The 14914-nt window shown below is 70.5% G+C and carries 15 protein-coding genes; 6 read left to right on the top strand and 9 right to left on the bottom strand.

Translation table 11 applies throughout. The features are described from left to right. Nucleotides 1–21 precede the first annotated feature (21 nt). The 4 genes from AB0N63_RS16410 to AB0N63_RS16395 form a co-directional block, all read right to left on the bottom strand. On the bottom strand, nt 22–813 hold the full coding sequence (locus AB0N63_RS16410) for a hypothetical protein (RefSeq protein WP_365529556.1): 792 nt from the start codon (nt 811–813) through the stop codon (nt 22–24). A gap of 587 nt (nt 814–1400) precedes the next feature. Then, nucleotides 1401–1631: a 4-oxalocrotonate tautomerase family protein gene (locus tag AB0N63_RS16405; RefSeq protein WP_365529554.1), complete on the bottom strand. Its 231-nt coding sequence runs from the start codon at nt 1629–1631 to the stop codon at nt 1401–1403. Between the two features lie 29 nt (nt 1632–1660). Further along, complete coding sequence (locus tag AB0N63_RS16400) at nt 1661–2572, bottom strand: SDR family NAD(P)-dependent oxidoreductase (RefSeq protein WP_365529552.1); 912 nt, start codon at nt 2570–2572, stop codon at nt 1661–1663. 42 nt (nt 2573–2614) lie between these two features. Beyond that, the gene (locus AB0N63_RS16395; protein ID WP_365529550.1) at nt 2615–3397 is read right to left on the bottom strand and encodes an SDR family oxidoreductase; all 783 of its coding nucleotides are present in this window, start codon (nt 3395–3397) and stop codon (nt 2615–2617) included. A 159-nt stretch (nt 3398–3556) separates the two neighbouring features. Between AB0N63_RS16395 and AB0N63_RS16390 the strand changes: the two genes are divergently transcribed. Continuing rightward, nucleotides 3557–4462: a helix-turn-helix transcriptional regulator gene (locus AB0N63_RS16390; RefSeq protein WP_365529548.1), complete on the top strand. Its 906-nt coding sequence runs from the start codon at nt 3557–3559 to the stop codon at nt 4460–4462. 428 nt (nt 4463–4890) lie between these two features. Here the strand turns inward: AB0N63_RS16390 and AB0N63_RS16385 are convergent, their stop codons facing one another. Beyond that, complete coding sequence (locus AB0N63_RS16385) at nt 4891–6636, bottom strand: MOSC and FAD-binding oxidoreductase domain-containing protein (protein WP_365529546.1); 1746 nt, start codon at nt 6634–6636, stop codon at nt 4891–4893. 153 nt (nt 6637–6789) lie between these two features. Here AB0N63_RS16385 and AB0N63_RS16380 point away from each other — a divergent pair, with 153 nt between their 5' ends. Then, nucleotides 6790–7431, top strand: a complete 642-nt coding sequence (locus AB0N63_RS16380) for a helix-turn-helix domain-containing protein (protein ID WP_365529544.1) — start codon at nt 6790–6792, stop codon at nt 7429–7431. Here AB0N63_RS16380 and AB0N63_RS16375 read toward each other — a convergent pair. The 3 genes from AB0N63_RS16375 to AB0N63_RS16365 all read right to left on the bottom strand — a co-directional run bounded on the left by AB0N63_RS16375 (nt 7346) and on the right by AB0N63_RS16365 (nt 9325). After that, entirely contained in the window at nt 7346–8602 is a 1257-nt protein-coding gene (locus AB0N63_RS16375; protein ID WP_365529542.1) for an MFS transporter, read from the bottom strand. The genes AB0N63_RS16380 and AB0N63_RS16375 overlap by 86 nt on opposite strands. A 35-nt stretch (nt 8603–8637) precedes the next feature. Continuing rightward, nucleotides 8638–8784: a hypothetical protein gene (locus AB0N63_RS16370; protein WP_365529540.1), complete on the bottom strand. Its 147-nt coding sequence runs from the start codon at nt 8782–8784 to the stop codon at nt 8638–8640. Nucleotides 8785–8962: 178 nt separating this feature from the next. Continuing rightward, nucleotides 8963–9325: a helix-turn-helix domain-containing protein gene (locus tag AB0N63_RS16365; protein ID WP_014670894.1), complete on the bottom strand. Its 363-nt coding sequence runs from the start codon at nt 9323–9325 to the stop codon at nt 8963–8965. A 54-nt stretch (nt 9326–9379) separates the two neighbouring features. Between AB0N63_RS16365 and AB0N63_RS16360 the strand changes: the two genes are divergently transcribed. Beyond that, complete coding sequence (locus tag AB0N63_RS16360) at nt 9380–10606, top strand: MFS transporter (protein WP_365529538.1); 1227 nt, start codon at nt 9380–9382, stop codon at nt 10604–10606. A gap of 352 nt (nt 10607–10958) precedes the next feature. On the opposite strand, the gene AB0N63_RS16355 is transcribed toward AB0N63_RS16360, so the two are convergent. Further along, nucleotides 10959–11375, bottom strand: a complete 417-nt coding sequence (locus AB0N63_RS16355; protein WP_365529536.1) for a GNAT family N-acetyltransferase — start codon at nt 11373–11375, stop codon at nt 10959–10961. A gap of 302 nt (nt 11376–11677) precedes the next feature. On the opposite strand from AB0N63_RS16355, the gene AB0N63_RS16350 reads away from it, so the two are divergent. The 3 genes from AB0N63_RS16350 (at nt 11678) to AB0N63_RS16340 (ending at nt 14666) form a co-directional block, all read left to right on the top strand. Beyond that, complete coding sequence (locus AB0N63_RS16350) at nt 11678–12241, top strand: helix-turn-helix domain-containing protein (protein ID WP_365529534.1); 564 nt, start codon at nt 11678–11680, stop codon at nt 12239–12241. Between the two features lie 80 nt (nt 12242–12321). Next, complete coding sequence (locus AB0N63_RS16345) at nt 12322–13746, top strand: MFS transporter (RefSeq protein WP_365529532.1); 1425 nt, start codon at nt 12322–12324, stop codon at nt 13744–13746. A 503-nt stretch (nt 13747–14249) separates the two neighbouring features. Next, complete coding sequence (locus tag AB0N63_RS16340; RefSeq protein ID WP_365529530.1) at nt 14250–14666, top strand: hypothetical protein; 417 nt, start codon at nt 14250–14252, stop codon at nt 14664–14666. Nucleotides 14667–14914: the final 248 nt, after the last annotated feature.

The following is a 14914-nucleotide window of genomic DNA, read 5'->3' as shown; positions in this document are numbered from 1 at the left end:
GCCGCACTCGCCACCGGCGTATCACGGCGTGACGTCGCGTCGGACGTCCTTGCGGGAGACGGCCAGGTAACCGACGAAGCCGAGGATCGCCACCGTCCAGGACAGCGTGACCGGCCCCAGGCCCAGGTCGAGTCCGCCCCTGCCGCGGCCGACGGCCATCCAGTCGGCGACGGAGGCGCCGAGCGGGCGGGTGATGACGTACGCGGCCCAGAACGCGGCCACCGCGTTCAGGCTCCCCCGCCGGTGAGCGAGGGCCGGGACAGCGATAGCGGCGGCGTACAGCACGGCGGAGCCCAGGTAGCCGAGGCCGATCGTGGCGGTGAGGTCGCCCGCCGCGGTGCCCAGCGCGAACGTGGCCAGTACGGCGGCCCAGTAGAAGGCCTCGCGGCGCCGGGTGTGGATGCTGTGGATGGACAGGGTGCCCTCGCTGCGGTGCCAGAGGGCGAAGACGGCGGCCAGCGCGGCCATGAAGAACGGAGTCGAGAGCGTGTACGGCACGCCGAGGCCGACGTGCAGGACGTCGGCGGCCATCGTGCCGAACACGCTGACCATGACGATCGCCGTCCAGTAGATCCAGGCCACGTACCGGCGGACGGCGAACTGCACCGCCAGAGCGGCCACCAGGGCGATGCCGCCGAGGCCGACGGCGGGGATCGGGCCGAGCAGGTGGGCCAGGAAGTCGGACGCCGTCTCGCCCATCCCGGTGGTCAGCACCTTGATGATCCAGAAGTAGACGGTCACCTCCGGCACCTTGCTCGCCGCGTGACGGATGTGGCCCGCGGGCCGGTTGTGAGTGAGGTGATCAGTCGACATGGCAGGCACCATGACATGGTGCCCGGCCCTCGCTCCAGACCCCTTTGCCAGAGCTTTGGCGCTTCCGGTACGGGAGTTGCCCGAGGCCGGGCCGAACCTGAACGCGACCTGAACGCAGAGGCCGATGCGCTGGTCAGCAGCGTGCGGCCAGTGATATCGGCTGGCTGCAGGCATCGGTCCGGCGACTGAGAAGCAGGACGAGCCCGTCGGCCGGCGCAGTCCGTCCAGGTGCGTCTGAACGCCGCTGGGCAAGGACGACGGGACGGTCGTCGACGGACGACGAGGACAAGCACGGTGACGCCGGCGTTCTGGAAGCTGACCGCCGGGACGGCGCGGCCCCGACCGCGCTGTTCCGGTCGGACATCAACCCGTACGGCGCCTTCCGCCCACACGTGGACGAGCGGCTCGACCCGGGGGTGACCGTGCCGTGCCCCGATGGACACAGCCGATCGATCGAGTGCGGGGAAGCGATGAAGGGCTTCGCTGATCTCGTCGACCCCCGGGCGAACGAGACCGTGTCGGCGGACGCTCGACCCGGGGGTCCTCGGCTTCCAGGTGCTGTCTCGGCCGAATGACGGCCGGTGCGGTCAGGCGCCGCCGGTGTCGGCCGGTGTCGCCTCGCCGAGCATGGCGAGGGTCAGCACGTTGCCGGAGATGCCCCAGCCGCCGTCGGCGACCTCTTCGACCAGAACCATGGTGTTGTTGCGGGCGCGCTCGCCGTAGATCTCGACATACAGCTCGGTGGTGCGGGTGACGATCTCCTCCTTCTGCTTCGGGGTGAGGGTCTTCTCGGGGACCTTGAAGTTCGCGAAAGGCATAGCTGGTCGTTCCTTCTCTCAGTGGGGCGTCAAAGGGAGCTGCCCGCGGTGAGCAGGCTGTCCAGTCCGATGCGGCGGAAGAAGTCGGCGCGGACGCGGTCGGCGACCGCGGAGACGACTTCGCTGCCGTCCCGGCTGGGGTCTATGTGGGTGCGCAGCGGCCGAGTGCCATGCTGCATGGCGACCAGCCGCGCGACGGCTTCAGCGACCTCGGTCACATCGGCGTCCGAAGGGATGAGCGCGGCCAGGCGCTTGCCCAGATCGCCCATGAGGCGTCGGTGACGCTGGTCGTAGGCTTCCGCGCAGTCGACGTCGGCGGGGGCGCCTGCGTGGGCGAAGTGGTTGGTGCCGGTGGTGAACGCGCCGGGCACGACGATCGCGCTGTCGATGCCGAACGGGAGCACCTCGGCGGCGTAACTGACGGCCAGGGCGTCCATCGCTGCCTTGGCCGCGAAGTACGGGGCCAGGAACGGGGGGCAACCGCCGCGGGTGCTGGAGCTGCCGATCCACACCAGCAGCCCTGATCCCTGCTCACGCATCTTCGGCAGGGCGGCGCGGTTGACGCGCTGGGCGCCCAGAACATTCACGTCGTACAGGTCCGCGAACTGCTCCGCGGTGAACGCCTCGGCGGCGCCGAGGACCATGTGCCCGGCGTTGTGCACGACCACATCCAGCCGGCCGCACTCGGCGAGGACCCGGTCGGCTGCCGCGTCGGCGGAGGCCTGGGAGGTGACGTCCAGCTCGACGGCGTGCACCTCGATCCGGTGAGTGGCGCCGTAGCGCATCAGGTCGGCCGCTGCGGTCGCGTTGCGGGTCGCGATCTGGCGGATACCCGCGTACACGGTGTGACCGGCGAGGGCCAGAGCACGCACGGACAGTGCCCCGATGCCGCTGGAGGCCCCGGTGACGAGGATGACCTTCCCTGTTTCGTCGTTCCTCATGACAGGGCCTTTCGTCGATCGATACGGGTGGCTGCGGGCGGTTCAGATGATTCCGCCGTTGGCGCGGATGACCTGCCCGTTGATCCAGTGGCCGGCCGGGGAGGCCAGGAACGCGACGACCTCGCCGATGTCGGCCGGGGTTCCGAGACGCTCCAGAGGGGGCTGGGCAGCCAGGCGGGCGATGGTCTCCTCGTCCTTGCCGTCAAGGAACAGGGCGGTGGCCGTGGGGCCGGGCGCGACGGTGTTGGCGGTGACGTCCCGGCCCCGCAGTTCCCGGGCCAGGATCAGCGTCAGCGCCTCGACCGCGCCCTTGCCGGCGGCGTACGCGCCGTAGCCCGGGAAGGCCAGCCCCACCACGGACGTGGAGAACGTCACGATCGCGCCGCCGGGGCGCACACGACGGGCGGCCTGCTGGACGACGACGAACGTGCCGCGGACGTTGGTGCGGTGCAGGTCGTCCAGCGCGGCCAGGTCCAGCTCGGCGATCGGAGCCAGGTGCATCCGTCCGGCCGCGTGCACGACCACGTCGACGCCGCCGAACTCGTCTTCGGCCGCGTCGAACAAGGCCGCGACGGCGTGTTCGTCGGCGACGTCTGCGCGTACTGCGATCGCCCGGCCACCGTCGGTGACAGCCTCCTTCACGGCTGCCTCGGCCTCGTCCTTGTTACCGGCATAGCCGACCACGACGGCGTATCCGTCGGCGGCCAGCCGGCCGACGGTCCGGCGGCCGATGCCGCGAGAGCCGCCGGTGACGATCGCGACACGGGCCGAGGCGGAGGACTGGACCGGGGCAGCGGTCCCGTCGAGGGCAGTGGGGCTGGGCATAGCTGACTCCTGTGGTGGATATGGGTCGGGCCGCGGCCTTGCCGTCGCCCTGCTGCGCCCTCCCACGATCGGCCGGTCCCCCATCCCCGGCCAGGGCTGTGTTCACCCAGGGGACGCCACCCCCTGGCTGCGCTCCGGCGTACGAGGGACCATGGAGCGGTGAACCTTCCAGAACTCGGCGCCTTCCTCAGGACACGCCGCGACCGCATCCGCCCCACCGAGGTCGGTCTCCCCCAAGGCCCGCGCCGGCGCGTCCCCGGGCTGCGCCGCGAGGAAGTCGCCCAGCTGGCAGGACTGTCAGCCGACTACTACACCGAGCTGGAACGCGGCAGCGCGAAGAACGGCGTGCAGCCCTCGACCCAGACCCTCGCCGCCCTCGCCCGAGCCCTGCGCCTGAACGGCGACGAGCGCGACCACCTGTTCCACCTGGCCGAACGGCCGGTCCCCCCGTCGGTCCACGGACCCTCGGCACACGTGCAGCCCGCGCTCCTCGGACTCCTGGACCGGCTGTCCAACACCCCCGCGCGCGTCATCACCGACCTGCACGAAACCCTGGTGGAAAACGACCTGGCCCTGGCCCTGTTCGGCAAGTCCCCGGCACACGGCGGCCCGTCGGCGAGCTTCGTGTACCGCTGGTTCACCGACCCGCAGGCGCGCGAGATCTACCCGCCCGAGGACCACCCGCACCACTCCCGGGTGTTCGTGGCCGACCTCCAGGCGGCGGCCGCCCGGCGCGGTCGGGACGCGGAGGCCACCAAGATGGTCGCCGCGCTACGCCGCCGCAGCCAGGAGTTCGCGGCCCTCTGGGACACCCACGACGTCGCGGTGCGCCGCATGGACCACAAGAGGATCGTCCACCCTCTGCTCGGCGTCATCGAACTCGACTGCTACAACCTCCTCAGCGAGGACGGACGGCAGCGCCTGCTGTGGCTCACCGCCCCGCCCGGAAGCCCGGGAGCCGAGCAGCTGGAACTGCTCTCTGTCGTGGGGACCCAGGAGCTGAGCGTCCCGGAGGGCATGGCACCGGAGAGGTCGTCCGCGGCGGAATCCGGATCGCAGCGCTGACCCGCGCCGCAGGGGGTGAGGGCCCCGACGGGCGAAGCCGGGCCCATCGTCCAGGATCACGCCGATGGCCGGTGCGACCTGCCGGCTTGCGCCCCGCGCGTGTCGCTTTGTTTGGGCTACCGCTCCTGTCGGGGGCGCATCGTGAAGTCGGCGGGTGAGCATGTCGCCCATCGGGAACTCACCCCGGTCCACTCCGCCCGCTTACGGGTGCGGCTGACTGCGCCCGCCCCGACTCAACTGCCTCTCCACCGCCGTGACGGACCTCAACCCGTGGGCGTTCTCGTTCGTCACGGGCACCGGGATCCAGTCCACGTGACGCGCCCGCCCCGCGAGCGGCCCGTGCCCGCACCTCCTGCACCAGGTCCGGCGTGCGATCCACCACGGCTGCGTGGCTGGTCAGCCGGCTCCTCACCCGCTTCGTCGGCCGCTCACAGATCGAGGACGACCTCGGTGGTCGGCCTGCTGCAGCAGACCAGGACGGTCCCGGGCTCGGGGAGTTCGAGGGGCGGCGTGGTGTAGGTGATGTCGCCTGCGACGAGGTGGGTGACGCAGGTGTGGCACACGCCGGTGCGGCAGGACCAGCGGGTGGGGATGTCACAGGCTTCGGCAAGATCGAGGAGGGTCGCGTGAGCGGGTGACCATGGGGTGGAGATGCCGCTGCGGGCGAAGGTGATGAGGGGCCCGGTTGCGGTGGGACCGGGTGGCTGGTGCGGCCGGATCACGGCGGTGGCGGTCACGCCCGGAGTGACGGCGGGCAGAGCGGTGAACCGTTCCGTGTGGATCTGCTGTGGGCGCAGACCCAGATCGCGCAGGAAGCCCGCGAGGTCGTCCATGAAGGCGGGTGGGCCGCACAGGTAGGCGTTGGCCTCGGCGGGGATGCCCATGGCCCTGAGGGAGGCAGCGGTCGGGCGGCCGTGAGTGATGTGGGGCTCGTCGGGGAGTGGGGTTTCCCCGGTGTAGTAGATGTACTCGCCGGCGCCCGGAAGTCGGGCCAGAAGGGTACGGGTCTCGTCCGCGAAAGCGTGGTGGGCGCGGTCGTGGGCGGTGTGGATCCACCAGACGGCGCGCGGATCTCGCGCGGCGGCGAGTCGGTGGAGCATGGCGAGCACGGGTGTGGCACCGATCCCCGCGGAGATCAGCACGGTCGGGCCGGGGCGCTCTTGCAGTACGAAGGTTCCGCGGGGGCTGGCGATGTCCACGAGGTCGCCGGGGTGGAGCCTCGCATGAATGTAACCGCTGACTTTCCCATGGGGTTCGCGCTTGACGCTGATGCGGTAGGTGCCGGCTGTGGACGCGCAGGACAGGGAGTAGCTGCGTACTTCGGGGGCGGCGTGGTCGGTGACCAGGCGGATGGAGAGGTACTGGCCGGGGCGGGCCTCGGGCAGGGATGTGCCGTCGGTGGTGGTGAGGTAGAGGGACGAGACGGTGGGGGTCTCGGGGACGATGCGGGTGACGCGCATGGGCTTGAAGCCCGGCCATCCCGGTTCTTCGCCAGACTGCTCGCCCGGCTGTCCCGGCTCCTGCGCGGGCTGCTCGGGCGCGGCGAGTTCGCGGAAGGACTGCTGCCATCCGGGACTGAGGGCGGGGATGTTCAGTGCTCTGCGCAGCTTCGCGGGGTCGCGGTCCGGGAGGTAGAGCAGTGCGTCGGCGTCGGCGACGCTGAGTTGTTCCGGCCCCTTGCGGGTGAGGGTGACGGCGTCACCGGCCCGGACGCGGCCTTCGGTGATCACTCGGAGGTAGAAGCCCGGCCGGTGGTGGGCGACGAGCAAGGAGGCCATGGTGGGTTCGCCCAGGCGCATGCCGACCCGGTAGCAGGTGACGCGGGGCTGGGAGACTTCGAATTCCGCTTCGCCGATGCGGTACCGGTCGCCGATGCGTACTTCGTCGTCGGGCAGTCCGTCGACCGTGAAGTTCTCCCCGAAGATCCCGAAGGTCAGGTCGTCGCGTCCGAGCTGATTCCGCCAGTACTGGTAGGACTGCAGCTGGTAGACGAGGACGGCTCGCATCTCGCCGCCGTGCCCGGCCAGATCTCCTTGACCGTCTCCGTCGACGTTCAGCCGCCGGACCATGCGGGAGCCCTGGACAGGGGCCTTCCAGGCTCCGGTGTGCACGGTCCTTCCCTGCCAGGGCACATCTTTGGGCAGTCCTACGTTGACGGACAACAGCGTCGCCATGGTCGACCTCCTGCGCGGTGGTAGCCGGGACAGCCCCCCTCATGACGCTGCGCGCCGCCTCGCCGAGAAACGCGCTCAGCCGCACATCGCTCCCATCGTATGCGTGCCTTCTGACGGCAGGCCGCCAGAAGGCGGATCCGTCACTCCGTGCCCATGCGTGCGGGTCGGCCTGCGAACGCTCAACCGCGCCGGTTGGCGGCCCGGCCCCTGCTACGACCGGCTCGCCGACCGCATCGGGCATTCACCGACGAGCGCTCACCGGAGTACAGGCGTCTGCGCCGCGCACGGCCGCGGCGAGGAGGAAGGCGCCGGTGCAGACGGACGCCGTGGGGCAGCCGCGTGGTCGTGTCCATGCAGCGGCCGGGCGGCCAGTCCCAGTTCAGCGTCCGCACCCACACCCCGCGCGCGGGTCAGGAGATGCTGCGCCGGGTCCTGGACGCGGTCGCCGAGGACCCGTCCGCCCCGCACACCCTTGCCGCCATGGCGTGCCCGGCAGGTGTGAGCACCCGCCACATGACACGCCTGTTCCACAACGAGACGCACACGACCCCGGCCCGCTACGTCGAGCAGGTCCGTATGGAGGCCGCGCAGGCGATGCCGGAAGACAGCGACGACCCCATGGCCACGGTGGCCCCCGGCGCACCGGCTTCGGGTCACCGGAGTCCCTGCGTCGGGCCTTCACGCGCAACCTCGGCATCACGCCGGGAACCTACCGGGCACGCTTCCGACCACGCCCACCGGAGTCGACGGCGCGAGCGCCCGAGCCCTGGAGGTGTACGGCGAGCACGGCGATGACCATGAGCACGGCTGTCATGCCGCCCAGGGTCATGACTGTCGAGGGCGAGCTGGCGTCGACAACGATTCCACCGGTCAGCGCACCGAGGGAGATCGTGGCCTGGAACGACGCGGTGAACATGACGGAAGCGGCTTCGGGGGTGTCGGGACTCGCCTTGATGAACCAGGTCTGGGAGGAGACGGGCACGGCCCCGTACGCCACGCCCCAGACGATCAGGAGAGCGACCGCTCCGGCTTTCCACTGCCCCAGAACGGGCAGGAGCAGGGTGGCGGCGGCGATCAGGCCGGCGGCGGTGCCGAAGGTGGCCCGTGGACGGCGTGCGACCAGGGAGCTGCCCAGGAAGTTGCCGAGGATGCCCGCCGCGCCGTAGACCAGGAGGAAGACGGTGATGAGCCCGGAGCCCGCGTCGGTGACCTGCTCGAGGAACGGTGTGACATAGGTGTACGTGCCGAAGTGCGCCAGCACGACCAGAACGGTCAGGAGCAGGGCGAAGCGGGTGGCGACGCTGTTGAGCGCGCCCTGCAGGACGCCCAGGCGGGTGCTCCGGTGCGGTGGCAGTGGCGGCGTGACGACCAGCAGCAGGATCAGTACGCCGACGGTGAGGCCGCCCACGGCGATGAACGCGGTACGCCATCCGGCCAGGTCGCCGATGAACGTGCCGGCCGGTACGCCGAGTACGGAGCCCAGGGGCACCGCAGAGAAGATCACTGCTGTGGCTCGGCCGACGGATTCGGCGGGGACCAGGCGCTCGGCCAGAGAGGCGCCGATGGACCAGAAACCGCCGATGACGATGCCGACGATGACGCGGGAGACCAGGACCATCCAGTACGCGGGGGCTGCCGCCGCCAGGAAGTTCGCCGCGGCGAGCAGGACCAGGAAGGCGCACAGCATCAGGCGGCGGTCGATCCGCGCGGTCGCGACGGTGACGACGGGTGCGGCGATGGCCGCGAGGAAGCCGGGCATGGTCATCATCAGTCCGGCCATGCCGTCGGAGATGGTGAAGCTCGCACCGACCTCGGTCAGAAGTCCGATGGGGAGGATTTCCGTGGTGACGATGGAGAAGATGCCCAGCATCACCGCGACGACGGCCAGCCATCGGATCACCGGGGAGCGGTGCGGTGAATCGGTCCCGCCGGTATCGCGCGTGGTGGCGGTGGTGGATGCAGCCATGGATTCCATCCTGTGCTGGGCGTGCCGTTGCCTGATCAGTTCAGCAGGCGCAGCGGGGAGAGGGCTGGCAGATCTACGACATGAACGCCGTCCCGGAGTGCGGTGTCGCGCAGGACGCCGAGCAGCGCCCGTACGAGCCGGGCGACTTCCTGGTTCTCGCGCAGGATCCGAAGGGCTTCCATCAGTGCGGCCTTCCTGTCGCGTACCTCTCCTCCCCGGGCTCACTCTCGGATCACGGACAGTTCGTGACCGGCCGGTGGCTGCGAGCGCCCGGCGTCCGGCAGTGCTGTGCCCGATCAGGAAGTAGTGCGCAGGATGTGCCTCGCGCCGCGCGATTCGTGGCCCGATCGGCGAACGGGGTCACCGCTGCGCGTCGGCTTGTGCGCGGGCGCGTTCGATGTCCGGGACGTGGCTCTCGGCCCATTCCCGGACGGCGCGCAGGGGTGTCAGCAGTGACCGGCCGAGGTCGGTGAGGGCGTATTCGACATGCGGGGGATTCGCGGGAATCTCCGTGCGCGAGATCAGGCCGTCGTACTCCATGGCGCGAAGCGTCTCGGTGAGCGCCTTCGGTGTGATCCCCCGGATGTGGGCCTTGAGCTCGGTGAACCGCATCGGCCTGTTGTCCAGCGCGTTGACGATGAACACCGTCCAGCGCGCCCCGATCCGGTGCAGGACGGTGCGACTGGGGCAGGTCGCGGCCATGATGTTGTAGGCCTTACCCATGACGACTCCCGGTAGCGTTGTGGATACCGGTATCGAATCTATACCGTCCGGGCTGTGTCTATTCCCGATCACACGATCCGTCCCTCGACAGCTCCGCACGGCCGTTTCGTCGCAGCGATCGTCATCGACTCGATCGGCACCGGTGTCTTCATCCCCGTTTCGATGCTCTATTTCCTGGCCACGACGTCGCTGGCGCTGGTGCAGGTGGGCGCGGCACTGACGACGGCCGGGCTGCTGGCGCTCCCAGCGGGCCCTCTGGCCGGAGGACTGGTCGACCGGTACGGCGCCAAGCCGGTGCTCCAGGCGGCCAACCTGGCCCAGGCGCTCGGCTTCGCCGGGTATCTCGTCGTGGGCCAGACATGGCAGATCGCCCTCTGCGCCTGGTTGAACAGTGCGGGGCGGGCAGTGTTCTTCAGCTGCTACGGCGTGACCGTCACGGCGCTGGCCGCACCCGGCCAACGCGAGCGCTGGTTCGCACTGCTGGGGTCGGCACGCAACCTCGGTTACGCGCTCGGCGGGCTCCTCTCCGCCGTCGCCGTCAGTATCGGTACTCACGGCGCCTACACCGCGATCGTGGTCGTCAACGCCTTGTCCTACGTCGCCGCCTTCCTTCTGATGAGGGCCGTGCCGGACGTCCGTCCCCAGGCGGGCAAGGACGCTGCTGGAGGCTGGATGCGCGTGCTCCGGGACCGGCGGTACCTGTCACTGGTCGCGCATCAACTGTGTTTCGCGATCTCCTTGTTCGCCCTCAACATCGCGATACCGGTCTACGCCGTGGACGTGCTGGGACTGCCTGCCTGGACAGCCGGCGCGGTCTTCACGCTCAACACCCTGATGGTCGGCTTCGGCCAGGGCGTCGTCGTCGGACGGCTCAGCGGGCGGATCCGCAGCCGCGTCCTCGTCGCCGGGCACGCCTGCTTCGCCGCCGGCTACGTCCTCTTCCTCGCCGCCGACCGTGTGGCCGCGCCGGCCCTCGCGGTCGGCGTCGTGCTGCTCGGTGCGGGCAGTTACACCTTCGGGGAAATCCTCGGCGGCCCCATCACATCGACTGTCGCCGCGGAGAGCGCCCCAGACGCTCTCCGCGGCCGGTACCTGGCCCTCAACCAGCTCGCCGTGACCGTCGCGGGAGCGGTCGCTCCGGCCGCGCTCTCCGGGTTGCTGTCCACCGGGGCGGCTTCGCTCTGGCTCACCCTGGTGAGCGTCAGCGTCGTCGGAGCCACGCTCGCCACTACGTCCGGCAAGGTGGTGCCAGCGGTGCGGAGCCGCATCGGAGGAGTCTGACAGGCCTCCGTCCGGTCTTCGAGTTCCGTCTGTTCCTGGGCGTGCTGGACGGACGGAAGCACATGAAGTGAACTGTTTCCGGGCGCAGTTGGCGTCGTACGTGGCTGATGTGCTCACTTCGGTGCCGCGCGAGGACCAGCGGACCAAGGGCGAGTGCTACGTGCCGAACGGATGCTGGACGGTCGCCGCAAGTCGACTGCCGGGTCGCTGTCAGCGTCCACCCCGCCGACGACAGCGCCTCCTGTCCGCCGCAGTGGCGGCCTTTCCGGTCAGAGAGCGGGACGCGACACCGACCGCCGCACCACACCGTGTTCCGCCCGAGGTCGCGCACCGCGAGAAGTGGCGGCTGGCGCTACGCCTGGTCGAAGGTCCAGACGAGCACCACTTGCTTCTCTTCCGGTACGCCTCCGGCACGACAGTAAGTCGCCCGTGCCGCCACGTTGTCCTCGTCCGTGATCACCCACATGCCGTAGCAGTTCCGTTCGCGCGCCAGGTCCGCAAGCGCCGACGTCAGGGCCCTGCCAACACCGCGACCACGGAACGGCTCGGCCACACCCAGCTCGTACAGGAACATCTCGGTGCCCTTGTCCGGGTGGGTCATCTCGACGCCGGTGACCATCCCTGCCGGGGCGTCGTCGACATAGGCGATCAGGAGGTGGTGGCGCTCGTCCGCCAGAAACCTCTCAGTCGCCTCCGGCAGAGGGGACACGTCGAAGAGGTGCCCGGCGTCCTGGACAGCCTCGGGGCGAGTGATGCGGCGGATCTCCATGGGGGGATCCTGTCAGGTCTCGGCATCGACGGCGGCAGCGTGACTCGCCGCCCCTCTCAGTGCGACTGCCCGGTGCCGCCCGGAGGTTCTCGGGCGGTTCACCGGCACCACCCGTGTCACCGAGGCCGACCGCGTCCCCTGCGACTGCGCCGGGACGGTTTCGCTGCCGGCGCTGCGCAAGGAGCTGACCAGGCAACCCGACCCGGCCTGACCCTCGGAACCCCTCCCCTGCAGGAGCCCCGGCCGGAACGTGGTGGGGGCTTCCATCGCGCCTGTACCTACTATTAGGTACAGTGATGTGCGTGACTACGAAGGACGCACTCGTCAGAGCCGCCGCCGAACTGCTGTGGGAGCGCGGCTACGCGGCGACCAGCCCGGCGATGATCCAGAAGCGCTCCCATGCCGGACAGGGCAGCATGTACCACCACTTCTCCGGAAAGACGGAGCTGGCCGTCGCCGCCATGCGGCACTCCGCGCATCAGTTGCAGGCCGCCGTCGAGGCGGCGCTCGACAGTGGCGACACGGCGGTGGAACGCGTCGGCGCCTATCTGGACATGGAACGCAGCCCGCTCGCCGGCTGCCGCGTCGGCCGGCTCGCCCAGGACCCCGATGTCGTCACCGACGACGAACTGGGCGCCCCCGTCGCCGAGTTCTTCACGTGGCTCGAGCGGCGCATCGCCGACGTGCTCGCCGAGGGAGTACGAAGCGGGGAACTGCGCCAGGACACCGATGTCGCGGCCACGGCCGCGCTCGTCATCGCCACCGTCCAGGGCGGCTACGTCCTCGCCCGCGCCCAGCAGGACGAGGAGGCGTTCCGCCGGGCCGCCGAGGCCGCCAAGGCCGCCCTGGTCGGCCTCACCGTCTGAATGACCTCCGCCGTGACCGCACCACCCTTTCTGCTCGCTGGACCCACCCTCCGCACCGCGACCGAAAGAAGGTTCCCGCCATGACCGCCGTCCCCGAGACGTCGACGAGCAGGGCGTACCAGAGCGCAGGGGTGTCCGCACCAGCGGCGCCGAGGCGCTCCCCGCGCCATACCGCACTCGCCCTCGCCGCCGTCTGCCTGGGCTTCTTCATGATCCTGCTGGACGGCAGCGCGCTGAACATAGCCCTGCCCGCCATCGAGCGGGACGTCCACGGCTCCCTGGCGGCCCTCCAATGGGTCGTCACCATCTACACCATCCCGCTGGCCGCCGTCTTGCTGACCGCCGGCAGCATCAGCGACCGATGGGGCGCCCGCCGCCTGTTCGTCTGCTCCCTCGCCGGCTTCACCGCGGCGTCCCTGCTGTGCGCGGTCAGCCCGAACCTGAGCGTCCTGGTGGCGGCCCGCTTCCTCCAGGGCGTCGCGGCCGGCGGCCTGCTGCCCACCACCCTCGCGATCATCGCCCACACCCACCCCGACCCCATCGAGCGCGCCAAGGCCATCACCGTGTGGGGCGCCACCGGCGGACTCGCCCTGGTCGCCGGCCCGATCGGCGGCGGTGTCCTGACCGAACTGCTCGGCTGGCGCTCGATCTTCCTCATCAACGTGCCCGTCGGCCTGATCACCCTCCACCTGGCCCGGCGCTACGCCGCCGAGACCCCGCGCCGCGCCGCCCACCCCGACCTGCCCGGCCAACTGACCGGCATCGTCGCACTCTCCGCCGTGGTCGCCTACCTCATCGAGGGCGGCTCGCTCGGTTGGACCGCACCGATCCCGCTCGGCCTGCTGGCGCTCGCGGTCATCACCGCAGCCGTGTTCCTCACCGTCGAGGCCCGCACCTCCCACCCGATGCTGCCCCTGGCCGTCTTCCGCCGCGCCGCGTTCTCCGCGTCCGTCACCAACGGCTTCGCCTTCCAGTTCGGCGGCTACGGCATGCAGTTCATGCTCGCCATCTACCTCCAGCAGCAATGGGGACTGAGCGCCGAAAGGACCGGTGTCTACTTCCTGCCGTTCTCCGTCGCCTGGGTGTTCGGCACCATCGTCCTCAACCGCCGCCTCGTCCACCGCGGGCCGCGCTTCCTGCTGTGGACCGGCGCGCTGTCCTCCTTCGTCGGCACCGCCCTGCTCCTGGGCGTCGACGGCCGGGGCACCTGGCCGCTGTTCGTCGCCGGCACCGCCCTGGCCGGCCTGGGTTGCGGGGTGTTCTCCCCAAGCCTGAACGCCGCCGCCCTGCTGGCCATCGACCCCGCCTACGCCGGTCTCGGCTCCGGCGTCCTCAACACGGCCCGCCAGGTCGGCATGGCGATGGGCGTGGCGCTTCTCGGCTCCCTGATCGGCATGCACGACACGCTGCTGGGCCTGCGCGTGAGCGTCGTCCTGGTGGCGCTGTGCTTCGTCGCCATCATCGGGCTCAGCATCGCCTACGTGCCGCGCAAGGAGACCGACTGAGCCCCACCTCCGAGATCGGGCCGTCCCCGGTGAACGTCCGATCCGTGACCGGCCCCGGACAGCTGCTGGTCCGTCTGAGCGCCGCCGGGGCAGTGGGAGGCCCGTAGTCCCCTCACCGCCTCATCGACCATGCGCGGTAACGCGGCAGGCAACAGTCCTCTCGGAGTCGCACGCGTCGCGTCACCGAGCCCCCAGACCATGCTCGTAGCAGTCGTATGCGTGCGCTGCCCATGGGCCGTCCGGTGCCGCCTTCGGTGAGCAGGGGGGGTACGGGGTGGCGGCTTGAGGTGAGCGACCCCAACCAAGGTAAGAAAAAGGTAAGCGACTCTGGGCGCCCTGACCTGCGTTTTCCTCATCAAACACAGGGACCTCGCCAGTGCTTCTCACCTTCTCCGGGTCGCCGGGCGGGCCGGTCCGGGCAAACCTGGAGAGGCGCGAGGTCCCCCCGATCGGGTGGCCTCGCGCCTCGCAGGGGGAAATCCGTCGGACAACGGGAGACCACCATGCACGCCAACCTCCGCCACCGCTGTGTGCGCACCCTCGCCGCGGGCGCCCTGTCCGCCGCCCTGGTGTCGGCCGGAACGGCCGCAGCCTTCGCCGCCGGCGCCGCACCGACGCCGAGCCCCACGCACACCACGCACACGATGACCAAGAGCATCTCGGTCAAGGCCAGCCACAGCAGCGTCAAGGCCGGACAGAGCGTGACCCTCACCGGGCGCACCGCGCACCTGGCGGCCGGAACGAAACTCACCGTCCAGCACCTGCGCAACGGCAAGTGGACCACCCTGCGCGCCACCACCGTGGTCAAGAAGGGCGACACCTACACGGTGACCACGAAGCTGGCCGCCAAGGGCACCGAGCACCTGCGTGTGGTGTCCGGCCCGACGCACTCCAGGACCGTCACCGTCCACGTGATGTGACCGGCGGCAGTACCACCGCCCACGGGCACGAGCCCGTGGGCGGACCCGCGCCCGGACGCCGCCACGCCCCATCCACACCACCGATCCGGCACGCGAAGTCCGCCTGCACCACCAGACGCAGGGACAGGGAGAGATCCCCCATGCCATCGCCCGGGGCACCCTCTGCCGCCGAGCGCGGCCACGGGCAGCCGTGCGACTCCACGCGCGTGAAGGCGGTCCCCGCAGCCCCGGACCATTTCATGAGGGCG

It is taken from the genome of Streptomyces sp. NPDC093260, assembly GCF_040683715.1.
GTDB lineage: Bacteria > Actinomycetota > Actinomycetes > Streptomycetales > Streptomycetaceae > Streptomyces > Streptomyces sennicomposti.
This window is presented reverse-complemented; position numbering and strand designations above follow the sequence as displayed.